Origin of the sequence: Nitrospirillum iridis (genome assembly GCF_014205765.1) — a bacterium.
GTDB classification, from domain to species: Bacteria; Pseudomonadota; Alphaproteobacteria; order Azospirillales; family Azospirillaceae; genus Nitrospirillum; species Nitrospirillum iridis.
Genome location: NZ_JACIIZ010000002.1, coordinates 173238 through 195119, shown reverse-complemented (window position 1 = coordinate 195119; position 21882 = coordinate 173238). Strand labels below are relative to the sequence as shown.

Below are 21882 nucleotides of genomic sequence, written 5' to 3'. Positions count from 1 at the left end.
CAAGTCAGCGCAGGAAATCGCGTACCGCCGCCAGTTGCGCCGGGTCCATCAGCGCCGGGGCGTGGCCCGCGTCAGCCACCCCGAACAGCGTGGCCTTGGGGCCGCGCTCCGTCATCGCCTGCGCGATCTCCGCCGTCAGCAGGTCGGACTGCAGGCCGCGGATGGCCAGGACGGGACAGCGGATCATGGACCATACCGGCCACAAATCCACATCGGTGATGGGGTTGGTCTGGAAGGCGCGGGCGATGCCGGTGTCGTAGGCCAGGCCCAGGGTGCCGTCGGGACGCGTCCAATAGCCATGATCGGCCAGATGCTGCCACTGTCCGTCCGTCAGGTCGCCGAAGGGGGCGTAGAGGGCGCTGAGATAGCGCTTCACCTCCCCCACCGAGTGGAACACCGGATTGGTGCCGACATAGGTGCCGATCCGGTCCAGCGCCGCCTTGGGCACGAAGGGGCCGACATCGTTCACCACCAGGCGGGTGATGGGGGTGTCGGCCTGGGCCGCCAGCATCATGCCGATAAGCCCGCCCATGGAGGTGCCGACCCACTGCACCGTTTCCACATCCAGGCGCGCGATCAGGGCGGCCATGTCCGCCAGGTATTGCGGATAGCCGTAGAGGTCGGGGTTGGCCAGCGTGCCGCTCCGGCCCCGGCCCACCACGTCGGGGCACACCACGCGGGCCCCCAGGCTATCGGCCAGATCCGCCGCCAGGACGTCGAAATCCCGTCCATTGCGGGTCAGCCCATGGCAGCAGACGATGGTCCGCGTGCCCCCCCGCCCAGCGGGCAGCCATTGCGTGTAGGCCAGGCGGTGAAAGCCCAGGGCGGAGAGACCCCTAAGGGTGTGTTCGGTCATGGTCGCCATGGAATAAAGCGATACCATGGGCCTGCGCGCAGGAAAAGGGCGGCCCTTGGCGATGGGCGCGCCCGTGACCATATGGCGCCGACGGCGGACGGCCGACGTGACGATCGCGCCATTTAGGATCTGTCGCGCCAGCCCCGGCCCCGGTTACACTGCGGGCCTGATTCAGCATAAGGGGATAGTGGCTTGGCCAGCGCGGGTGGCGATGAAAAAGCGCCCATCATCATCAAGAAGGTGAACAAGGGCGGCGAGGGACACCACGGCGGCGCCTGGAAGGTCGCCTACGCCGACTTCGTCACCGCCATGATGGCCTTCTTCCTGCTGCTGTGGCTGCTGAGCGTGACCACGGCGGAGCAGAAGCTGGGACTGGCCGACTATTTCAGCCCCGCCACCCCGTCAAAGCAGGAAAGCGGCGCCGGCGGCGTGCTGGGCGGCAAGACCATCACGGTCAATGGCGCCGCCATGAACAACAGCTCCCCCACCTCGGTGGCCGTCCCCCTGCCCTCGCGCCCCCAGGCGGCCAACGCCTTCCAATCGGTGGAGGACGCCACGGACGAGGCCCAGGGCAAGCCTGACGGCAAGGACGACAAGACCAGCGGCACCACCGACTACAACGGCGGGCGCAGCGACGGCAGCAAATCGGGCGACGGCCGGCTGGACATGGACCAGAACGGCGACGGCAAGGTGGACGAGCAGGAGTTGAAGCAGGCCCTGGCCCAGCATGAGGAACAGCAGTTCAAGGAAATCGAAAAGGATGTCCGCCAGGCCATCCAGCAGGTTCCGGAACTGAAGGACCTGCAGCAGAACGTCATCATGCAGCGCACGCCGGAGGGGGAGCGGCTGAACCTGGTCGACCAGGACGGCTATTCCATGTTCCCGTCCGGCAGCGCCAAGATGAACGCGCAGACGGCCCAGTTGCTGTCGCTGGTGGCCCAGGCGGTGGCGAAGCTGCCCAACAAGGTGTCCATCACCGGGCACACCGACAACACGCCGTTCGCCAACGGTTCCGGCAGCTACGGCAATTGGGAACTGTCGTCCGACCGCGCCAACGCCAGCCGCCGGGCCCTGGCCGCCGCCGGCGTGGCGGAGGATCGCATCGCCTCCGTCGTCGGCCTGTCCGACCGTGACCCGCTGTTCCCCGAGGATCCCAAATCCCCGCGCAACCGGCGCATCAGCATCACCGTGCTGCGGGAACATCCCCTGACCGCCACAGGGACGCCGCCGGCCACCACGCCGGCCGGGGCGCCCGCGAGGCCGGATGGCCGGCCCCTCGCGCCGCCGCCCTCCGTCACCACCCGGCCGGGGGGGGCACCGCACTGAATCCAGGGCCATCGCCCGAGGCAACGAAACGCGTTTACCCCGAAAGGGAATGCCTCTGGAACGCCCCTACATCTCTCGGTAAAGTTCATCGGATCGCGTCATCAGGTATGGTTCTTGAGTAGGCCTCCCATCGATCGCCCCCGGGCGTCCCCCGTGGCTCTGACCGTCTAAGAAAGGCGCGGATGTCCGTCATCCCCCCCCATTCCCGGCCGCTGCAGCAGTTCTACCGCTCCGGTCCCATGCCCTGCCCCTATCTGCCGGGCCGGATGGAGCGCAAGCTGTTCACCCGCCTGGTGGGACAGCAGGCCAGTGGGGTCAATTCGGCGTTGTCGCGCGCGGGTTTCCGCCGCAGCCACGACATCGTCTACCGGCCGGTCTGTTCCGGCTGCGCCGCGTGTGTGCCGGTGCGCATTCCGGTGGCGGACTTCACCCCCAACAAGACCATGCGCCGGGTGATGCGCGCCAACGCCGATCTGACGACCGACATGCAGGCGGCCACGGCCACGGCGGAGCAGTTCCAGGTCTTCGCCACCTACCAGGCCGCCCGCCACAGCGACAGCGACATGAGCCGGATGGGCATGACCGACTATACGGCCATGATCGAGGAGGGGCAGGTCGACACCCGGCTGTACACCCTGCGCGACCCGGCCGGCGCCCTGATGGGCGCCATCCTGACCGACCGGCTGGATGACGGATTCTCCGCCGTCTACAGCTTCTACAACCCGGATTTGCCGGAACGCAGCCTGGGCACCTACCTGATCCTGACCCTGGTCGAGCAGGCCCGGCGGGACAGCCTGCCCCACGTCTATCTCGGCTATTGGATCGAGGGCAGCCGCAAGATGGACTACAAGCGTCGCTTCCAGCCGCTGGAGGCCTTGGGCCGCGACGGCTGGCTGCCCCTGCCGCCAGCGCCCTGACCCGCCGGATAGGCACCGCACTCCCCTGTCCTTTTGATGAAGGGGGCGATGGCTCTGTCAAAAACCCTCGCATAATGCAAGCCCCGTCTTTCATTGAGCAACGGACGGGCTTCGGACCGCGAGTCGGATGGGCCGGAGCCGGCAGCGATTAACGGCATGTTTCTTGCTGCGTTGCGAGATGCTCGGCAGTGGAGTCCATCGGGGACGTCGCGCCGGCTGGAAGAAGGGATGACTTGGTCCCCATGCGTGCGTTCAGCGGCATCGTCCGCCCCGCATTCCTGGCCTTGATTATGGCGTTGCCGGCAGTAAAGCCGGCGATGGCGCTGAACATCGCCGTCAAGGGGGTGGTGGAATCCAGTTGTTTCGTGTCGGTCTCCACCGGGGATACCAGCCTGTCGCCCGACGGCGGCAACGTCATGCTGGGCGACCTGGGCGAACGCTGCAACGAGTCCGCAGGCTATACCGTCGTGCTGTCATCCACCAACGGCGGCGCCCTGGTCGACGCCAATGGCAACAAGATCCCCTACACCATCTCGTACGACCAGGTGGACGGCCGCCCCTTGAGCGAGCCGCAGGTCCTCAACCGCCTGGACCCGCAGACCGAGTTGCGCACGGGCGCCATCCTGCTGAGCCTGCCGCGCCAGGTGGTCCACCAAGGCGGCTTCTACAGCGACACCCTGACCATCACGGTCCGCGCCCGCTGAATCAGCGCCCGCCGACGGCTCCCCTCACTCCCGATCTATTGCCTGAGGCCTATCGCCTGAGGGTTGTGCCTCGCCCCGCTTTGCCGCAAACTGCCCTCAAATGGTACCGTTAACAGAGAAATGTTAGCGCTAACGGGAGGGACGACACGATGCGGACCGTTTGGTTTGCCGCCGCCTTGGCCATTCAGCCTTGGCTCATCCAACCTTGCCTTGCCGCCGCGCCCCCGGGGCTGACCATCAGCCCGAATGAGACGCTGGAGATGCCGGGGCTCAGCGTCATCGTTGACCAGATGCACTTCCATCCGGTGTTCCGCGATGAGAAGAACGCCGGCATCCAGATCATCCTGCATGGCGAGCGCATCGCCACCGACGGCGCCATCCGGCTCAGCCCCACGCCGGAGCAATGGGCCCCGGTGCCCGCCTTCGTGAAGCGCGAGCGCGGCCCTGACGGGCTGACGGTGTTCAGCGATTTCACCGAGCAGAAGCTGAGCTACCGCCTGGTGGTCACGCCGGAGGGCACGGGCTTTCGCGTGGCGGTGGACCTGGATCAGCCCCTGCCGGCCGATCTGGTCGGCAAGGCCGCCTTCGGCCTGGACTTCCTGCCCACCAGCTATTTTGGCAAGACCTATGTGTTGGGCGACGCCACGGGCATCTTCCCGCGCACCCCGGGCGGCCCCATGGCCAAGGACGGGTCGGGCGATCCGCTACCGCTGGCGGCGGGCGGCCAGTCCATCGTGCTGTCGCCGGAGGATCCCCTCACCCGCGTGACCATCACCTCCGACGGGGCGCCACTGTCGCTGTATGACGCGCGCAACCGCGCCCAGAACGGCTGGTTCGTGGTGCACGCGCTGATCCCGGCGGGGAAGACGACCAACGCCCTGGTCTGGCATGTGCAGCCCAACGTCATCAAGAACTGGACCCGTGATCCCGTGGTCGCCTTCAACCAGGCGGGCTACACGCCGGAGCGACCCAAGGTCGCGACCATCGAACTCGACCCGCATATGAAGGCGCCGGCAGACATCACGCTGGTGCGCATCGGCACCGACGGCACGCGCACGCCCGCACTCAAGGGCACCATCAAGCCCTGGGGCAAATGGCTGCGCTACGACTACGCCACCTTCGATTTCTCCGCCGTGCGCACGCCCGGCGTCTATGCCATCTCCTACGCCGGGCACCTGTTCAACCCCTTCCGCATCGCCACCGACGCCTATGCCCACCTCTGGCAGCCCTCGCTCGACACCTACCTCGCCGAGCAGATGGACCACATGGCGGTGCGGGAGCAGTACCGCGCGTGGCAGGGCCTGTCCCACATGGACGACGCCCGCCAAGCCGCACCCAATATCCAGCATTTCGACGGCTACAAGATGGGGCCGCACCTGGACTCGCCGTTCCAGCCGGGCGAACACATCCCCGGCCTGAATGTCGGCGGCTGGCAGGACGCCGGCGACTACGACATCCAGACGTCCGACAACGCCTGGGTGGTCCGTGATCTGGTCTGGGGCCGGGAACTGTTCGGCCTGGACTGGGATGAGGACACGATCGACGAAGCCGCGCGCTCCGTGGAAATCCGCAAGCCCGATGGCGTGCCCGACGTGCTGCAGCAGATCCGCCACGGCACCTTGCAGTTGCTTGCGCAGTACAAGGTCTTCGGCCATGCCATTGTCGGCATCATCGAGCCCACATTGAAGCTGTACACCCACCTGGGTGACGCCGGCTCGCAGACCGATCGCCTGATCTATGATCCCAAGCTGGGGCCCAACGAGACCAACGGCCTCTATTCCGGCGTCCCCGATGACCGCTGGGCCTTCACCTCCGACGTGCCGGCCGACGATTATCATGTGGCCGGCGCCCTGGCCGCCGCGTCCCGCGTGCTGGGCGACATCGATCCCGACCTCGCGGCCCAGGCGCTGGCCGCCGCCAAAGTGATGTGGGCCAACCAGCAGGACCCCAGCGACCGCATGGACCGGCCGGAACGCGGCGACTGGAACGCCGGCGTGCTGGACATGGCCGCCGTCTCCGCCACCGTCGATATGGTGATCACCACCAAGGGCGAGGCGCCGTACGTCGCCAAACTGAAATCGCTGCTGCCCACCATCAAGCAGCGCTTCCAATGGCTGGGCGGTGTCGCCACGCTGGCCCTGCCCTACATGGACGCCGACTACCGCGCCCAGCTGTCGCGGTTCACCGCGGAGGCCAAGACCGCCATCGATGCTGAGGCCGCCAAGACGCCCTTCGGCGTGCCGGTGGCCATGGGCACCTGGGCCGGTTCGGGCCAGGTGGCCGGCTTTGGCACCACCATGTACCTGCTGCACCGGGCGTTCCCGCAGATCATCGGCACCCAGTACACCCTGGACGCCCTGGATTACATGCTGGGCCGCCATCCGGCGACCAACCTGTCGCTGGTGTCCACGGTCGGCACCGAGTCCAAGATGATCGCCTACACCCACAACCGGGCGGACTATTCCACCGTGCCGGGCGCCATGGTGCCGGGCGTGCTGGTCGTCCAGCCGGACTTCCCGGAACAGAAGGTGCAGTGGCCCTTCCTGTGGTTCGAGAACGAATCCACGGTGGCGACCACCGCGTCCTACATCCTGGGCGCCAACGCCGCCATCGCCGTGACCAGGGAAAGGTGAACTCGGTCCACGCGGACAAGGTGCCATTCGGCGATCGGGTGGCACCGCCGCGCTCCTGCGCGAGACCATGGAACGATCATTTTCTTCAGCGGCGTCACGGAATCGCTGGCGCAAATGACGCGGAGCGGGATTTAGCAATCCGCATCATGACCCCGCGATCTCTGCCCGGCCTCCAACGCCCAGCGCTCAAGCAAGGGCTGCACCAGCAACCCGAACATATCGATCGCGATATGCAGGAGGATGGGCGCCAGCAGACTTCCCGTCGCAAGGTAGAGCAGGCTCAGCACGGCGCCAGCCAGCGTCGTGGCCAATACACCGGCCCATCCTTGGTACAGATGGACCAGGCCGAAAGCCGCGCCCGAGAGAATGAAGGCCACACCCGGATTGCCCGTCACCAGGGTGATCAGCAGGGGCAACAACAGCCGGAACGCCAACTCCTCCGTGACACCGGCATTGACGGACAAAGCCGCCGCCCATAACCGCTCGGCGCCGTTGCGGGGCAACAGGGCCTGCACGTCCCCCGGCACCGCCGATCGAAGCGGGCGCGTTGGGGATTGGCGCGTCAGCCTGGCATGCACCAGCGTGGGGATCAGTCTGCCCGCCAGGAAAGCGCCCCCTACGAACATCAAGAAGACTCGGTCCGCCAAGGCCTCGCGAAACGGCGCGACGATATCGCCGGACGCCAAAGCGGCGAATTCAGAGGGTGGCTGCCATAGCTGCGGCAATCGGCCCAGCAAAGCCAAAGCGACGATGGTACCCACCCCGAACAGCAAGGCGCTGACCACCACCCAGGAGCGGAAGAAGGCCTGCCGTACCCGCGTATCCGCTGCCTTCTTGAAAGCGGCATAGGCCGTCATGTCTCGGTAGACCCAGACCGCCAGTGTCCCGAGGAACAACACCAACAGGATCAACGGAGGCACTGTCATTTCCTAATCCCCCTTCTCCTTTGAGAAAGATGGAACAGGAAGGCCACCACCTGAAGTGGATATTTTAGTCGTTGGCTTTGAGTGGATGACGGAGAGCACGGTCGCGGCGGCGCTCATCATCCTGAAAGCACCGACGCCGGAGTGGCTTCCCACTCCGGCGTTTTCAGCGCGCGCAATCAGAAGCGGTTGTTGCGGGGGAAGCCGTTGGGCGGCAGCTTGCCGACCGAGCCGCGGGCGCCGCGCCAGGGCGACAGGTCCGTCTCCACCCGCGTGCGGTCGCCGGCCCCGCCCATCTTCCACGACAGGCCCTTGGCCCCCTCGAAGACGCAGACGTCGGACAGGCTGGCGTCCTTGTACTTCTGCAGGGCCACACCCTTGCCGCGCACCATGACGGGCAGTTCCTCCAGGGCGAAGACCAGCAGTTTGCGGTTGTTGCCGATGACGGCGATGGTGTCGCCCTCCACCGGCACGCAGGCCAGCGCGGTGGCGCCGTCACCCACGTTCAGCACCTGCTTGCCCGAGCGGGTCTGGGCCACCACCTCGTCGGTATCCACCTGGAAGCCGCGGCCGTCGCTGGCCGCCACCAGCAGGCGCTTGCCCGGCCGGTAGGGCATCAGGGTGACGATGTCGGCATCGCCCAGATCCACCATCAGGCGCACCGGCTCGCCAAAGCCGCGCCCCCTTGGCAGGCGGTCCACGCCGATGGTGTGGAACTTGCCGGTGCTGGAGAAGACCAGCAGCTTGTCCGTCGTCTCCGCATGCAGGACGAAGCGCTCGGCATCGCCCTCCTTGTACTTGGCCTCCGCCGTCTCCGCCGCCGGCAGATGTCCCTTCACCGCCCGGATCCAGCCCTTTTCCGACAGGAAGACGGTGACCGACTCACGCTCGATCATGGCCTCGACCGGCACGATCACGTCGGTGGGGGCGTCGCCCACGGCGGTGCGGCGGGCGCCCAGCACGGTGGCCTGGCCAAAGCGCTTCTTGGTGGCCGCGACCTCGGCCGCGATGGCGGACCAGCGCTTGCCCTCATCATCCAGCAGGGACAGCAGTTCCGTCCGCTCGGCCGACAGGCTGTCGTGCTCCTTGCGGATTTCCATCTCTTCCAGCTTGCGCAGGGAGCGCAGGCGCATGTTCAGGATGGCCTCGGCCTGCACGTCGGTCAGGCCGAAGGCCTTCATCAGCTCGACCTTGGGCTCATCCTCCTCGCGGATGATGCGGATGACCTCATCCAGGTTGAGATAGGCGATGAGGTAGCCGCCCAGCACCTCCAGCCGGTGGTCGATCTTGCCCAGGCGATGGCGCGACCGGCGGACCAGCACCACGTTGCGGTGGTCGAGATACGCCCGCAACACCTCATGCAGGGTCATGACGCGCGGCACCTGGTCGGCGTCCAGCACGTTCATGTTCAGCGGGAACTTCACTTCCAGGTCGGTGTTGCGGAACAGCTGTTCCATCAGCACCGCCGGGTCGACGTTGCGGCTCTTGGGCACCAGCACCAGCCGCACATCCTCCGCCGACTCGTCGCGCACATCCTCCAGCAGGGGCAGCTTACGCTCCATGAGGAGTTCAGCGATCTTCTCCACCAGGCGCGACTTCTGCACCTGGTAGGGCACCTCGGTGACGATGATCTGCCAGGTGCCCTGGGCCAGCTTCTCCGCCTCCCACTTGGCGCGCAGGCGGAAGCCGCCCCGGCCGGTGCGGTAAGCCTCGCGCACCGAGTCCCGGCTTTCCACCAGCGTGCCGCCGGTGGGGAAGTCGGGGCCGGGCATCAGGGTCACCAGCTCATCCACCGTCACCGGGCGGCGGCGATCCTCCGCCGCCAGCAGTTCACGGTCGATGATCAGGCTGAGCGCGTCGCAGATTTCCCCGGCGTTGTGCGGCGGGATGCTGGTCGCCATGCCCACGGCGATGCCGGCCGAGCCGTTGGCCAGCAGGTTGGGGAAGGCCGCCGGCAGCACCACCGGCTCCTCGCCGTCGCCGTCGTAGGTGGCGCGCAGATCGACCGCATCCTCGTCGATGCCATCCAGCAGGGCCTTGGCCACCTCGGTCAGGCGGGCCTCGGTGTATCGCATGGCGGCGGCGTTATCGCCGTCGATATTGCCGAAATTGCCCTGGCCCTGGACCAGGGGATAGCGGGCGGCGAACTCCTGCGCCAGGCGCACCAGCGCGTCATAGACGGAGGCGTCGCCATGGGGATGGAACTTGCCGATGACGTCGCCCACCACGCGGGCCGACTTCTTGGGCGGGGTGTTGGGTTCCAGCTTCAGCTGGCTCATGGCGAACAGCAGGCGGCGGTGCACCGGCTTCAGCCCGTCGCGCACATCGGGCAGCGACCGCGACACGATGGTCGACAGGGCATAGGACAGGTAACGCTCGCCCAGCGCGTCGGCCAGGGGCTTATCGAGGATCTCGGTGGCGGCATCGGTCATGATGCGGCGACACTACCAGATATGGTGCGGCGATTGCCAGACATGGCGCATCCATGGGCCATGTCCCGGAAAGCTCACCTTTCCGGGACCTCCGCCGCCTCCACCGGCGGTGGCGCCAGGCCGTGGACGCGGAGATAGCGGTCCACCAGGCGCTGGCGGGCCGGCGGCACCTCGGCATGGCGCTGGGCGAAAACGTGGCGCTCCAGGAAATAGCCGGTCAGGCGCAGGCCAGCCGCCACATCCTCCTCCCCGCCGCCGTTGAAACCCAGGCCGATGAGGAAGCCTGGCAGGGGCAGCAGCTTATCGCGGTAGGGTTCCCCCGCCGACAGCGACACGGCACGGCCGGTGCGGGGGCTGACATAGGCCAGGTGGTCATTGGCGGCGCCGGCGGGCAGGCCGGTGCGGGCGCATTGGCTGAGATCCAGGCCGAACCCCGCCTCCTCCAGCAGGCCCACCTCCCACCGCACGTAGACGGCGGGCCAGATGTCCAGGTCCAAGGCGGCGAACAGGGCCACGGTGGCATCATAAAGGCCGGGATGGGCCTCCCGCTCCGCCAGCATGGCGTCGATCAGGGCGGTGGCGGCGATGATGGCGGCCAGGCGCAGGGGATCATCCAGGTACAGCCCGGCGGGGGAGCGCACAGGCTCCACCGTCCACGTGCCCAGCTGGTCGGCGGTGCGGGCCCGCCAGCGGGCGCTGACCTGGGCGCCCGGTTCCAGCACGCCCCGATAGCGGTGCGACTGTCCGCCGTGCAGCACGCCGGCGTGCCGGCCATGCTCACGGGTCATCAACACCACCAGCGCGGCGGTATCGCCGAACGGGCGGGCCGAAAGCACGATGGCGTCGTCAGTCCATTCCATGGGACCCTTCTAGCAGACAGGCGTCGGTTCGCCTAATGCCTGAAAAACCGTAAAGCCTGAGAAACCGTAGCGTAAACGCCCGCTCGCGCACCATCGGGACAGTGTATGCCAATGGCACGGCCGCCTGATGCCGGCCGATGGTGTCCACGCCGCGCTTTTTAGTATAACCTGCATTAATAACCATTGAACCGAGCGGCGCGTGTACAGCCCACCTTTTGGCCATCGTTGGAGTTTGGGGGCTGGTTCACCACGCGGACTGGCAAAGGGGCCCGTCATGTCTGGGACGGCGCACCCCCTGAAGGGCGCCTGGCCATGACCCCCAGCAAACCCGCCCGGCTGGGCGCCCCGTCACCCCACACCCCATCCGCCCCCACCCCGTCTTCCCCCGCCCCGCCGGCCCCCACCGCATCGGCGGACGAGTCCAGCCGACTGACGCTGGAGCGCTACACCCTGGCGGCGGCCGCCACCAACGAGGGCCTGTACGACTGGGACCTGCGCACCGACCGGGTCTTTTATGCCGAGTCCTGGAAGGCGCTGCTGGGCTATGCCGAGGATGAGATCGGCACGTCACCGGATGAATGGCTGAGCCGGGTGGACCCGGATGACCTGATCTGGCTGCAGGCCACGCTGGACGCCCAGGCCAGCGCCGGCGGCAAGCCCTTCCAGATCGAATACCGCATAACCCACCGCGCCGGCCACGTGCTGTGGATGATGTGCCGCGGCATCGTCGTGCTGGACGACGACGGGGAGCCTATCCGCATCGTCGGCGCCCATCGTGACATCACCGACCGCAAGAACGCCGAGGAACAGCTGCGCCTCAGCGAGGAGCGCTACGCCCTGGCGGCGCAGGGCGCCAACGACGGCCTTTGGGACTGGCACGTGGCGACCGACCAGCTCTACTGTTCCCCCCGCTGGACGGCCATGCTGGGCATCAATGGCGGCGCCCGCACCAGCACCATGGAGGACTGGTACGCCCAGATCGACGGCGAGGACCGGCCCCGCCTGCGCGCGGCGGTCGACACCCATCTGGCCGGTGGCAGCGCGCACCTGGAAGAGGAGGTGCGTACCCGCCACGCCGACGGGGCGGAGCTATGGGTGCTGATCCGCGGCGTGGCCATCCGGGATGAGGCGGGCGAGGCCATCCGCATGGCCGGCTCCATGACCGACATCACGGCGCGCAAGCGGGCGGAACAGCAGCTGCTGTTCGACGCCTTCCACGACGGCCTGACCCGCCTGCCCAACCGCATGCTGCTGCTGGACCGCGTCGGCCAGGCGCTGGGCCGTCGGCGCCGCCCGGAAGAGGCGCAGTTCGCCGTGATGATCTTCGACATCGACCACTTCAAGACGGTGAACGACAGCCTGGGCCCCCTGGTGGGGGATGAGGTGCTGTGCGCCGTGGGGGCGCGGCTGGATGGCGCGCGGCGCAGCGGCGACACGGTGGCCCGCCTGTCGGCCGACGAGTACGGCGTGCTGATGGACGGGGTGCTGGACGTGAAGGCGGCGGTGGACGCGGCCGAACGCCTGGCCATGGCCGTGGCGGAACCGCTGGTGCTGCAAAACGGGCAGGAAGTGGTGATGGGCGTGACCGCCGGCATCGCCCTCTCCGGCTCCGGCTACGCCTCGGCCGGCGACATGCTGCGCGACGCGGGCCTCGCCATGTACCGGGCCAAGACCAGCGGCCGCAACCGGGTGGAAATGTTCGACGACGCCCTGCGCGAGCGGGCGCTGACGCGCCTGCGGCTGGAATCGGACCTGCGCCACGCGGTGGAGGGTCGGCAGTTCCGCCTGTTCTACCAGCCCATCGTGCGCTTGTCCGACGGCAGCGTGGCCGGGTTCGAGGCGCTGATGCGCTGGTTCCATCCCCAGCGCGGCATGATCCCGCCCAGTGATTTCGTGCACCTGGCGGAAGAGACCGGCCTGATCCTGAAGATGGGCCGCTGGGCCCTGGTGGAGGCGACGCGCCAGCTGGCGGAATGGCAAGGCCGCTTCAGCCCCGACTTGTTCATGAGCGTCAACGTCTCCGGCCGCCAGCTGATGGAGGATGACCTGGTGGCGGTGGTGACGGAAACCCTGGACGCCCACCGCATCACCCCCGGCACCCTGAAGCTGGAGATCACCGAAAGCCTGCTGCTGGACGACCCCGGCCGCTGCCTGGGCATCATGGAGGCCCTGAAACGCCAGGACGTGAAGCTGTCGCTGGACGATTTCGGCACCGGCTTCTCCTCCCTCAGCTACCTGCACCGCTATCCCATCGGCACCCTGAAGATCGACCGCAGCTTCGTCCGCGCCGCCGGCGAAAGCGACCGCCGCAGCGCCATCGCCCGCATCATCACCCTGCTGGCCCAGGCCCTGGATCTGGAAGTCATCGCCGAGGGCATCGAGAAGGAAACGGAGGCTGACTTCCTGCGCGGCCTGCACTGCCAGTTCGGCCAGGGTTTCTACTTCTCCCCACCGCTGCCCAAGGAAGCGGTGGAGGAACTGATGGACGCCCGCAGCCGGGAGCGTGAGGCCCTGGCCGGGCTGTCGGCGCTCCGGGGGTTGCCGCCCAAGGGGCGGTGAGCGCCCGGAACGACATTGGCGGAACGGGCCAAAGGTAAGCATGCCTCTCGCGGGCATACCTAATTTTGCAGCCGCCGCCGGATGTCCCGGTAGGCGGCGGCGATCAGCGCCGTGAGCGCCGCCGCGTCATGCGCCTGCCCCCAGTGCAATTTCACATGGCGCATGCGCTTGCCGGTACCCTGCAACAGGCCGGCGGGGTCGTCCAGGTCGGCGCCGTGGAAGAAGCCCACGCTGGCATGCGCCGTGTAAGCGCCGACATAGGCGAAGGCCGCGTCACCCACGCAGACCGTGGGCTGGCGGTCGTGAATCAGTTCAACCACGTCCGGGCCGCAGCCGCGCAAGACCTCGAACCATGGCTGGATCATGAGGCGCAGAGGATCGCCTTGGGCAAACCAGGCGTCGACCTCAGGCGCGCGCCGCACAGCGCCCGGTAATCGGAAGATGGCGTCCATCGACGCAGTTTGCGTGGGCCGGACGGAAATGTCGAGGCGATGGCACCATCACGTCACAATGCCGGGGCATTGCAATGCCAACCGTACTTATCCATAATTATTAATATAAATAAGCAATGGGGCCAGGGATGGAAAAGGCGGGCACGATGGACCGGCGAACGCTTTTGCAGGTGGCAGCGACAGCCGGGGTCGCCCCGGCCACCATGGCGGGACCCGCCGATGCCGCCCCCCCGACCGCCCTGCCCCCCACCCCGCTCAGCACCGTGCCCCTGCGGTTGCCCGCCACGGAATTCACCTATGAGGCGGTGGTGGAACTGGAACCGATGGTTCCACTGGGCAAGTCGCCGCTGGGGGAGCGCCGCATCATCCCCATCACCGGCGGCGTGTTCCAGGGGCCGCGCATCCGGGGAACCGTGCTGGCCGGTGGCGCCGACCGGCAACTGACGCGGTCCGATGGCGTGGTGCTGCTGAACGCCCTTTATGAACTGAAGACCGACGACGGCGCCATCATCACCGTCAACAACCGGGCGCTCATCGACGCGCCGCCGGGCCAGGTGGCTTACGCGTACTCCGTCCTCGACTTCACCGCGCCCGAGGGGCCCCACGCCTGGCTCAATCGGGGTATTTTCGTCGGCACCGTCCATGGCCTGCCGCCGGAGCGGCACGCCGTCCTGATCCGGGTCTACAGGGTGGTGTGAACGGCCTCCGGCGTCGCGCCCCCCAAATCCTCCAGGATGGGACAGTCCGGGCGGTCATCGCCGGCGCAGCAGTGGGCCAGGTGGCGCAGCGTGTCGGCCATGGCCTGCATCTCGCGGATGCGGGTGTCCAGGTCGGCCAGGTGGCGCTGGGCGATGGCTTTGACCTCGCGGCTGGGGCGGTCGCGGTCACGCCACAACGACAGCAGCTGGGCGATCTCCGTCATGTCGAAGCCCAGGGTGCGGGCGCGTCTGATGAAGCGCAGTTCGTTGACCTCGCGGGCGTCGTATTCGCGATAGTTGCCCTCCGACCGGCTGGCCGGACGCACCAGGCCCACCGCGTCGTAATAGCGGATCATCTTGACGCTGACGCCCGACGCCTTGGCGGCCTGGCCGATATTCATAGGCGTGCCCTCACAGGGGCCGGAAGCGGCGCAGCCGCAACGCGTTGGTCAGCACGCTGACGCTGGACAGCGCCATGGCGCCGGCCGCCACCATGGGGGACAGCAGCAGGCCCCACAGCGGGTACAGGGCGCCGGCGGCCACCGGGATCAGCACCACGTTGTAGCCGAAGGCCCAGGCCAGGTTCTGGCGGATGTTGCCCAGGACGGCGCGGCTGAGCGCGATGGCCGTGGCCACACCCCGCAGATCGCCGCGCACCAGCACCACGTCCGCCGCCTCGATGGCGATGTCGGTGCCGGCCCCCATGGCCAGGCCCACGTCGGCGGTGGCCAGTGCCGGCGCGTCGTTGACGCCATCACCGGCGAAAGCCACTCGGCCGTGGCGACGCTGCAGGTCCTTCACCGCCGCCACCTTGCCTTCCGGCAGCACCTCGGCGGCCACATCGTCGATGCCCAGGGTCCGGGCCACCGCCTCCGCGGTGCGGCGGTTGTCGCCGGTGACCATGATGACCTTCAGGCCGGCGGCGTGCAGGGCCCGCACCACCTCGGCCGCCTCCGGCTTCACCGGATCGGCCACGGCCAGGATGGCGGCGAGATGACCGTCGATGGCGACATAGAGCGGGCTCTTGCCCTCCCCACCCAGTCGCGCCGCCGTCTCGGCCACGGGTGCCACGCCGATGCCCAGGCGGGCCATGTAGCGATCAGCGCCCACGGCGACGACGCGCCCATCCACCCGCGCCTGCGCCCCGAAGCCAGGCACCGCCTGGAAGCCCTCGGCCACCGGCGGCGTCAGGCCGCGCGCCTGCGCTCCGGCGACGATGGCCTGGGCGATGGGATGCTCGGACCGGCCCTCCACCGCCGCCACCAGGCGCAACACCTCGCCGTCCTCAAACCCGTCCACCACCGCCAGGTCGGTCAGGGTGGGCCGGCCCAGGGTCAAGGTGCCGGTCTTGTCGAAAGCCACGGTGGTCACGTCCCTCAAACCCTGCAAGGCGTCACCCTGGCGGAACAGGATGCCCAGTTCCGCCGCCTTGCCCGTACCCACCATGATGGAGGTGGGCGTGGCCAGGCCCATGGCGCAGGGGCAGGCGATGATCAGCACGGCCACCGCGTTGACCAGGGCATAGCTGAGCGCGGGCGCGGGCCCGAAGAAGTACCAGGCGGCGAAGGTCAGCAGGGCCGCCACCATGACCGCCGGCACGAACCAGGCCGTCACCCGGTCCACCATCGCCTGGATGGGCAGCTTGGCGCCCTGCGCCGTTTCCACCATGCGCACGATCTGGGACAGCAGCGTGGCCGCCCCCACCTTCTCGGCCCGAAACCGGAAGGCCCCGGCCTTGTTGACCGTGCCGCCAACGACGGCGGCGCCCGGCCCCTTCTCCACCGGCAGCGGCTCGCCCGTGATCATGCTCTCATCGACGTAGGACGATCCGTCCAGCACGGCGCCGTCCACCGGCACCCGCTCCCCCGGGCGCACCAGGATGATGTCGCCCACCACCACCTCGGCGATGGGCAATTCCACCACCTGGCCCCGCCGCTCCACCCGCGCCGTCTTGGCCTGCAGGGTGAGCAGATGCTTGATGGCCTCGCTGGTGCGGCCCTTGGCCCGCGCCTCGAACAGGCGCCCCACCAGGATCAGGGTGACGATGACGCTTGCTGCCTCGAAATAGACGTTGTCGGTCCCGGCCGGCAGCAGACCGGGTGCCACCAGGGGCGCCACGGTGGCGACGGCGGAATAGAGGAAGGCGGCGCCCGCGCCCAGCACCACCAGGGAATTCATGTCCGGCGTGCCGCGCAGCAGATTGGGGACGCCCTTGGCGAAGAAGCGGCCGCCCGGCACGGCCAGCACGAAGGCCGCCAGCACCAGGCTGACCCAGCGCCACGGCTGTTCGCCCACCGTGGCGGCCAGCCAGTGGTGGAAGCCGGGGACGGCGTGCCGCGCCATCTCCACCGCGAACAGGGGCAGGGTCGCAGCGGCGGCCACAGCGGCCGCGCCCCTCAGGGCGCTGATCTCCGCCGCCCGCGCCGCCCGCTCCCGGTCCGTCTGGCCGGCGCCGTCATTCGCGCCTATGGGCCGGGCGTCATAGCCGGCCTTGGCCACGGCGGCGATCACCGCGTCGAGGTCCGCCCCGTCCACCAAAGTGAGGCTGGCCCGCTCCGTCGCCAAATTGACGGCGGCCTCCACCACGCCCGGCGCCGCGCGCACCACCTTCTCCACCCGCGCGACACAGCCGGCGCACGTCATGCCCTGGATGGCCAAGTCGACGGTGTGGGTACCGGGGTCGTACCCCGCCTTGCGGATGGCGTCGACCACATCGGGCAGCCGGCCACCCCGGTCCAGCTGAACATGCGCCCGCTCCGCCGCCAGGTTGACGGCGGCATGGACAACCCCCGGCACCGCGGCGATGGCCTTCTCCACCCGTCGCACGCAACTGGCGCAGGTCATGCCCGCGACGGGGATGTCGATGGGCTGGGGGATGGACGGGGTAGCGGCGGCGGAATGGGACATGCCGGTCTCCTGGACGCGATGTCCCCTAGCAATAGACCCTCCCACCATAGGAGGGTCAAGCGCGCGTCGCGGTCGCGGCGATCCGTGACGGCGACGAGTGGAGCCCCAAAATTGAATAAAATACCAAATAAAATAGAAACAAGTTTTCGCTGAAATGATTCCGCTTTGTCCAGTCGATGAAGTGCGTTACCCACAGGATTTTTTATCCAATAGTGGCGCCTCCCCAAAAGGCGGCTATATTTTTAGAAAAAACACCTTATAACCTATCCCAAGGGATAGTAAGCGGCGCCCCGCGTTCTGCCGATTCTCCCTTGTGGAATCCTGATATCTGGATCTTCCCCGAATAAGCGGGCTGATCTGGGAAGAAATAGTGCGGTCACAGATCAACACCGTCGCCCGACGGGGCTAATTGACTAGGGCAGGTAGAATGAAGCGTACCAAGCGTTATCTTGGGTTTGCTTTCGCGAACGCCGACCTTCTCCTTGAAGTTGATTCGCTGGGTGTGATTCATTTTGCCACCGGCGCCTGCCTGGCGCTGATGGGCATGACGGATGCCGATCTCATCAACCGTTTGTTGTTCGACTATCTGGCACCGGCGGATCAGGCGCTCGTGCGGCGCGTGCTGGCCACCCTTCGGGAGAACGACCGGGCGCCGCCGCGATTGATCCGCCTGCGGCACCAAGAGGGCGGCGCCCTGCCCTGCACCATGGCGGTCTACCGCATGCAGGACTCCCCCCTGCTGAACATCACCTTGAGCCAATATGGCAACCGAGAGCAGCCGGTGGCGCCTGCGGATGGCGATGTCGACGCCCAGACGCAGCTGTTGATTCCCAACGCCTTCACCAAGGCGGCGGTGGCCTCTTTCGCCGCCGAGGACGGCGGGACGTCGAAGGCCCTGACGCTCGTCCAGATGAGCAACCTGCAGCAGATCCGCGCCCATCTGACCGAGGATCAGGACCGCGTGCTGATGACCGAGATTGGCGCCGTCCTGCGCCAATACAGCGGACCGGAGGCCGTGGCCGGACGGTTGGCGGAAAATCGCTTTGGCGTCATGACGCCGACCGACCTGGCCGACCTGATCGCGCGCGACATCGTGCAATTGGCCCATGACCTGGGCCTGGACCAACCGCTGGAGGTTGATGCGCGCACGCTGGACGCCACCGGGTTCGCCCTCAGCCATCCCGACCGCGCCCGCCTCATGCTCTACGCGCTACGCCGCTTCGCCGAGGACGGGATCAAGGACATGGACGCCCTGTCCTCCTCCTCCTCCATCGTGGCCGACTTCGCCCGCGACGCGATGGGCCGGTTGGCCAAGCTGCGCGGCGACCTGAAGGGCAGCCGCCTCGCCCTGTCGTTCGAGCCCATCCATGACCTTTCCACCGGCAGAACCCACCATTTCGAGGTGCTGTGCCGCATCAACGGCGAACGTCCGGGTCCCTCCATCACCTTCGCGGAGGAGGTGGGCGTCATCAACGACGTGGACATGGCGGTCTGCGGCATGGCGATGCGGGAGTTGGAGACCGCGCCGGGCGACATATCGCTGGCGGTGAACCTGTCCGCCGCCTCCGTCTCATCAGACCTGTTCATGCAGGCGCTGATGGCCCAGTTGTCCACCCGGCCCAGCCTCGCGGGGCGGCTGTTGTTTGAAATCACCGAAACCGGGCGCCTGGATGACCTGGCCCGCGCGCGTAGCGCGCTCAACGGGCTGCGTCAGCGCGGGTTTCCGGTATGCCTGGATGATTTCGGCGTCGGCATGGCCTCCTTCACCTATGTCCGCGCCCTGGAGTTCGACTATGTGAAGCTCGACGGTTCCTTCGTCAGCCGCATGTGCGAAAGCCACCGGGAGGAGTCCATCGTCGTCTCCATGCTGACGCTGTGTCGCAGCCTCAAGGTGACCGCCATCGCGGAACATGTGGAAACGGCGGAGCAGGTGCTGCGCCTGCGCAGCCTGGGCTGCGCCATGGGCCAGGGCTGGTTCTTCTCCAAAGGCATGTCCCGGCCCAAGCGCCGCGACATCGACCTGTCGTCCCTCACCCGCCCCTCGCGCTGGACACCGACGGTGCAGGATTTCAGGGCCTGAAATCCCAGCCGCAGTGTCCGGATCGACAGGGTGTCCGCGCCCTCACGCGTTGAAGTCCAGCCCCCACTGGCTGTAGCTGTCCGGCTTTTCCGCCCAGTCCTCGCGCACCTTGACGAACAGCATGACGTGCACGCGGCGGTCCAGGATCTCCTCCAGCTCCGTGCGCGCGGCGGCGCCGACCGATTTGATCTTGGCGCCGTTCTTGCCGAGGACGATGGCCTTCTGGTTGGGGCGCTGGACGTAGATCAGCTGGCTGATCTTGACGGAACCGTCGTCGAACTCCTCCCACGCCTCGGTCTCCACGGCGATGGCATAGGGCAGTTCCTGGTGCAATTGCAGGAACAGCTTCTCGCGCGTGATCTCGGCGGCCAGCAGGCGCATGGGCATGTCGGACAGCTGGTCGTCCGGGTAGAGCCACGGGCTTTCCGGCAGGCGGTTGGCCAGGTTGTCGAGCAGGTCCGGCAAGCCGTTGCCAGTCAGGGCGGAGATCATGAAGATGTCCGTGAACACGCCCGTCTCGTTGAAGCGCGCCGCCAGTTCCAGCAGCCGCTCGTAGGGGATCAGGTCGATCTTGTTCAGGATCAGGATGGCCTTGCGCTTGGACTGGGTCAGCCGCAGGATGATGCCGTTGGTGTCGTCATCCACGCGGCGCGACGCGTCGACCAGCACGGCCACCACGTCGGCCTCTTCCGCGCCGGACCAGGCGGCGGCCACCATCGCGCGCTCCAGCCGCTTCTTGGGCGTGAAGATGCCGGGCAGGTCCACGAACAGGATCTGGGCGCGCTTGTGCATGCCGATGCCCAGCACGCGGGAACGGGTGGTCTGCACCTTGGGACTGACGATGGAGACCTTGCTGCCCACCGCCGCGTTCAGCAGCGTGGACTTGCCGGCGTTGGGCGCGCCCACCAGGGCGACGAAGCCGCAGCGCATCGGGGCCAGGGGCTCACCCTCGTCCTCTTCGCCGTCCTCGTCCTCATCCTCGAAGTCGTCTTCGTCGTCCACATGGTCTTCCTCACCCTCCGGCGCTTCCGTTTCCGGTGCTGCCTGGTCGTGGACGTCCTGGGCGGCGTCCTTGTGGGGGTCGGGGAGAAGGCCGTCCTGGCCGTGTTCGACGTCGCTCATTACCGTAATTCCTCGAAAAGAGGGCCTGTCCTCAAGAAAACGGCGGGCCGGGACGCCCCTTGGCACCCGCCCGCCGCCGCATGGGCGGGTTCATGACACAGCCGGGGCCGCAACACCAGCGGCCGTCCGGCATCCAAGGATTGCGTGCGGCCGATCCATACGCCACCGCCTCGGAAATTTAACACGAGGGCCGGGAACGCGCAGGCTATAGCTCAAAAACCAAAGGGTTAACGCCCCGTCCCGGTCCCAGTCTATCAGGAGCCCGCCCCGATGTCCCTGCCGCACCGCCTGGCCCGACGCCATCTGGCTCTTCTGGGCCTGCTGGCCCTTCCCCTGGTCCCCGCCACGGCTTCCGCCCGCGACCTGGATATCGAGGCCCACCGTGGCGGCCGCGCGCTGTGGCCGGAGAACACGCTGCAGTCCTTCGCCCACGCCCTGTCGCTGGGCGTGACCACCCTGGAGATGGACATGAACATCACCAAGGATGGCGCGGTCATCATCTCGCATGAGCGGCACCTGAACCCCGACCTGGCCAAGGGCCCCGACGGCACCTACGTCACCGCCCCCACCCCGGCCTTCTTCAGCCTGACGCTGGACCAGATCAAGACATACGACGTGGGCCAACTGCGCCCCGGCAGCGCCTACGGCAGCCATTTCCCCGACCAGCGCCCCATTCCTGGCACGCCTATCCCCACCCTGAAGGAGGTCATCGACCTGGTGAAGCGGTCGGGCAACAAGACCGTGAAGATGAACATCGAGACCAAGATCGATCCCAGCCATCCCGAGGACAGCCCCACGCCGGAGGTATTCGTGGATAAGGTGCTGGATGTGCTGAAGGCCGAGAAGTTCGAGGACCGGGTGCTGATCCAATCCTTCGACTGGCGCACCCTGCAGGTGGTGCAGAAGAAGGCGCCGCACATCCCCACCGTCTACCTGACGGAGCAGGACCCGCGCGAGCCGTCGGTCAGCCTGACCGCGAAGCTGCCGTGGACGGCGGGCTTCGATCCCGTGGACCATGGCGGCAGCGTGCCCCAGGCGGTGAAGGCCGCCGGCGGCAAAGTCTGGTCGCCGCTCTACACCGACATCGACGCCAAGCTGGTGGCCGATGCCCATGCCCTGGGCCTGACCGTCATCCCCTGGACCGTGAACAAGCCGGAAGACATGGCCCGCCTGATCGACATGGGCGTGGACGGCATCATCTCCGACCAGCCGGTGCTGTTGCGCGCGGCCGCCGCCGCCAAGGGCATCACCCTGCCCAAGGCCACCCCGGTGGAGGCCGTGCCGGCCAAGCGCTGAGCCCACCCCTCACATTCCACACCCTGCGCCCCCGGCCGGTTCGCCCCGTCGGGGGCGTTTTTCTTTTCAGCCCCTCTTGTCGGATTGCTATCGTTCGCTATATCGTACGATATGTTT

Annotated in this window: 16 protein-coding genes; 8 read left to right on the top strand and 8 right to left on the bottom strand. The window is 67.6% G+C overall.

Annotation, left to right across the window (positions count from 1 at the left end):
- Window positions 1–4 precede the first annotated feature (4 nt).
- Window positions 5–865: an alpha/beta fold hydrolase gene (locus FHS74_RS03845; RefSeq protein ID WP_184797636.1), complete on the bottom strand. Its 861-nt coding sequence runs from the start codon at window positions 863–865 to the stop codon at window positions 5–7.
- A 183-nt stretch (window positions 866–1048) separates the two neighbouring features.
- Here FHS74_RS03845 and FHS74_RS03840 point away from each other — a divergent pair, with 183 nt between their 5' ends.
- The 4 genes from FHS74_RS03840 to FHS74_RS03825 all read left to right on the top strand — a co-directional run bounded on the left by FHS74_RS03840 (window position 1049) and on the right by FHS74_RS03825 (window position 6436).
- On the top strand, window positions 1049–2182 hold the full coding sequence (locus FHS74_RS03840) for a flagellar motor protein MotB (RefSeq protein ID WP_184797634.1): 1134 nt from the start codon (window positions 1049–1051) through the stop codon (window positions 2180–2182).
- 182 nt (window positions 2183–2364) lie between these two features.
- Window positions 2365–3099: an arginyltransferase gene (locus FHS74_RS03835; protein ID WP_184797632.1), complete on the top strand. Its 735-nt coding sequence runs from the start codon at window positions 2365–2367 to the stop codon at window positions 3097–3099.
- 242 nt (window positions 3100–3341) lie between these two features.
- A complete protein-coding gene (locus FHS74_RS03830; RefSeq protein ID WP_184797630.1) occupies window positions 3342–3803 on the top strand; it encodes a hypothetical protein in 462 nt (153 codons plus the stop codon).
- Between the two features lie 149 nt (window positions 3804–3952).
- On the top strand, window positions 3953–6436 hold the full coding sequence (locus tag FHS74_RS03825; protein WP_184797629.1) for a glycoside hydrolase family 9 protein: 2484 nt from the start codon (window positions 3953–3955) through the stop codon (window positions 6434–6436).
- 131 nt (window positions 6437–6567) lie between these two features.
- Here the strand turns inward: FHS74_RS03825 and FHS74_RS03820 are convergent, their stop codons facing one another.
- The 3 genes from FHS74_RS03820 to recO form a co-directional block, all read right to left on the bottom strand.
- On the bottom strand, window positions 6568–7347 hold the full coding sequence (locus FHS74_RS03820) for a CPBP family intramembrane glutamic endopeptidase (RefSeq protein WP_184797627.1): 780 nt from the start codon (window positions 7345–7347) through the stop codon (window positions 6568–6570).
- A gap of 191 nt (window positions 7348–7538) precedes the next feature.
- Window positions 7539–9791: a DNA topoisomerase IV subunit A gene (gene parC / locus FHS74_RS03815; protein ID WP_184797625.1), complete on the bottom strand. Its 2253-nt coding sequence runs from the start codon at window positions 9789–9791 to the stop codon at window positions 7539–7541.
- 74 nt (window positions 9792–9865) lie between these two features.
- A complete protein-coding gene (gene recO, locus FHS74_RS03810; protein WP_184797623.1) occupies window positions 9866–10651 on the bottom strand; it encodes a DNA repair protein RecO in 786 nt (261 codons plus the stop codon).
- Window positions 10652–10963: 312 nt separating this feature from the next.
- Here recO and FHS74_RS03805 point away from each other — a divergent pair, with 312 nt between their 5' ends.
- Window positions 10964–13210 carry a putative bifunctional diguanylate cyclase/phosphodiesterase gene (locus FHS74_RS03805; RefSeq protein ID WP_246462902.1) on the top strand — a complete coding sequence of 749 codons (2247 nt, stop codon included), beginning with the start codon at window positions 10964–10966 and terminating at the stop codon, window positions 13208–13210.
- A 59-nt stretch (window positions 13211–13269) separates the two neighbouring features.
- Here FHS74_RS03805 and FHS74_RS03800 read toward each other — a convergent pair whose 3' ends face one another.
- The gene (locus FHS74_RS03800; protein ID WP_246462901.1) at window positions 13270–13575 is read right to left on the bottom strand and encodes a DUF1801 domain-containing protein; all 306 of its coding nucleotides are present in this window, start codon (window positions 13573–13575) and stop codon (window positions 13270–13272) included.
- 233 nt (window positions 13576–13808) lie between these two features.
- Between FHS74_RS03800 and FHS74_RS03795 the strand changes: the two genes are divergently transcribed.
- Window positions 13809–14360 carry a DUF3237 domain-containing protein gene (locus tag FHS74_RS03795; protein WP_211106092.1) on the top strand — a complete coding sequence of 184 codons (552 nt, stop codon included), beginning with the start codon at window positions 13809–13811 and terminating at the stop codon, window positions 14358–14360.
- Here the strand turns inward: FHS74_RS03795 and cueR are convergent.
- Both cueR and FHS74_RS03785 read right to left on the bottom strand, forming a co-directional pair.
- Window positions 14345–14761 (bottom strand): Cu(I)-responsive transcriptional regulator, encoded by a 417-nt coding sequence (cueR, locus tag FHS74_RS03790; protein WP_184797615.1) that lies wholly within the window; start codon window positions 14759–14761, stop codon window positions 14345–14347. The two genes, FHS74_RS03795 and cueR, sit on opposite strands and share 16 nt — an antisense overlap.
- A gap of 10 nt (window positions 14762–14771) precedes the next feature.
- A complete protein-coding gene (locus FHS74_RS03785) occupies window positions 14772–17267 on the bottom strand; it encodes a heavy metal translocating P-type ATPase (RefSeq protein ID WP_184797613.1) in 2496 nt (831 codons plus the stop codon).
- A gap of 502 nt (window positions 17268–17769) precedes the next feature.
- Between FHS74_RS03785 and FHS74_RS31105 the strand changes: the two genes are divergently transcribed.
- A complete protein-coding gene (locus FHS74_RS31105) occupies window positions 17770–19347 on the top strand; it encodes an EAL domain-containing protein (protein ID WP_184797611.1) in 1578 nt (525 codons plus the stop codon).
- A 42-nt stretch (window positions 19348–19389) separates the two neighbouring features.
- On the opposite strand, the gene era is transcribed toward FHS74_RS31105, so the two are convergent.
- On the bottom strand, window positions 19390–20277 hold the full coding sequence (gene era, locus FHS74_RS03775) for a GTPase Era (RefSeq protein ID WP_246462926.1): 888 nt from the start codon (window positions 20275–20277) through the stop codon (window positions 19390–19392).
- 462 nt (window positions 20278–20739) lie between these two features.
- Here era and FHS74_RS03770 point away from each other — a divergent pair, with 462 nt between their 5' ends.
- The gene (locus tag FHS74_RS03770; RefSeq protein WP_184797607.1) at window positions 20740–21765 is read left to right on the top strand and encodes a glycerophosphodiester phosphodiesterase; all 1026 of its coding nucleotides are present in this window, start codon (window positions 20740–20742) and stop codon (window positions 21763–21765) included.
- Window positions 21766–21882: the final 117 nt, after the last annotated feature.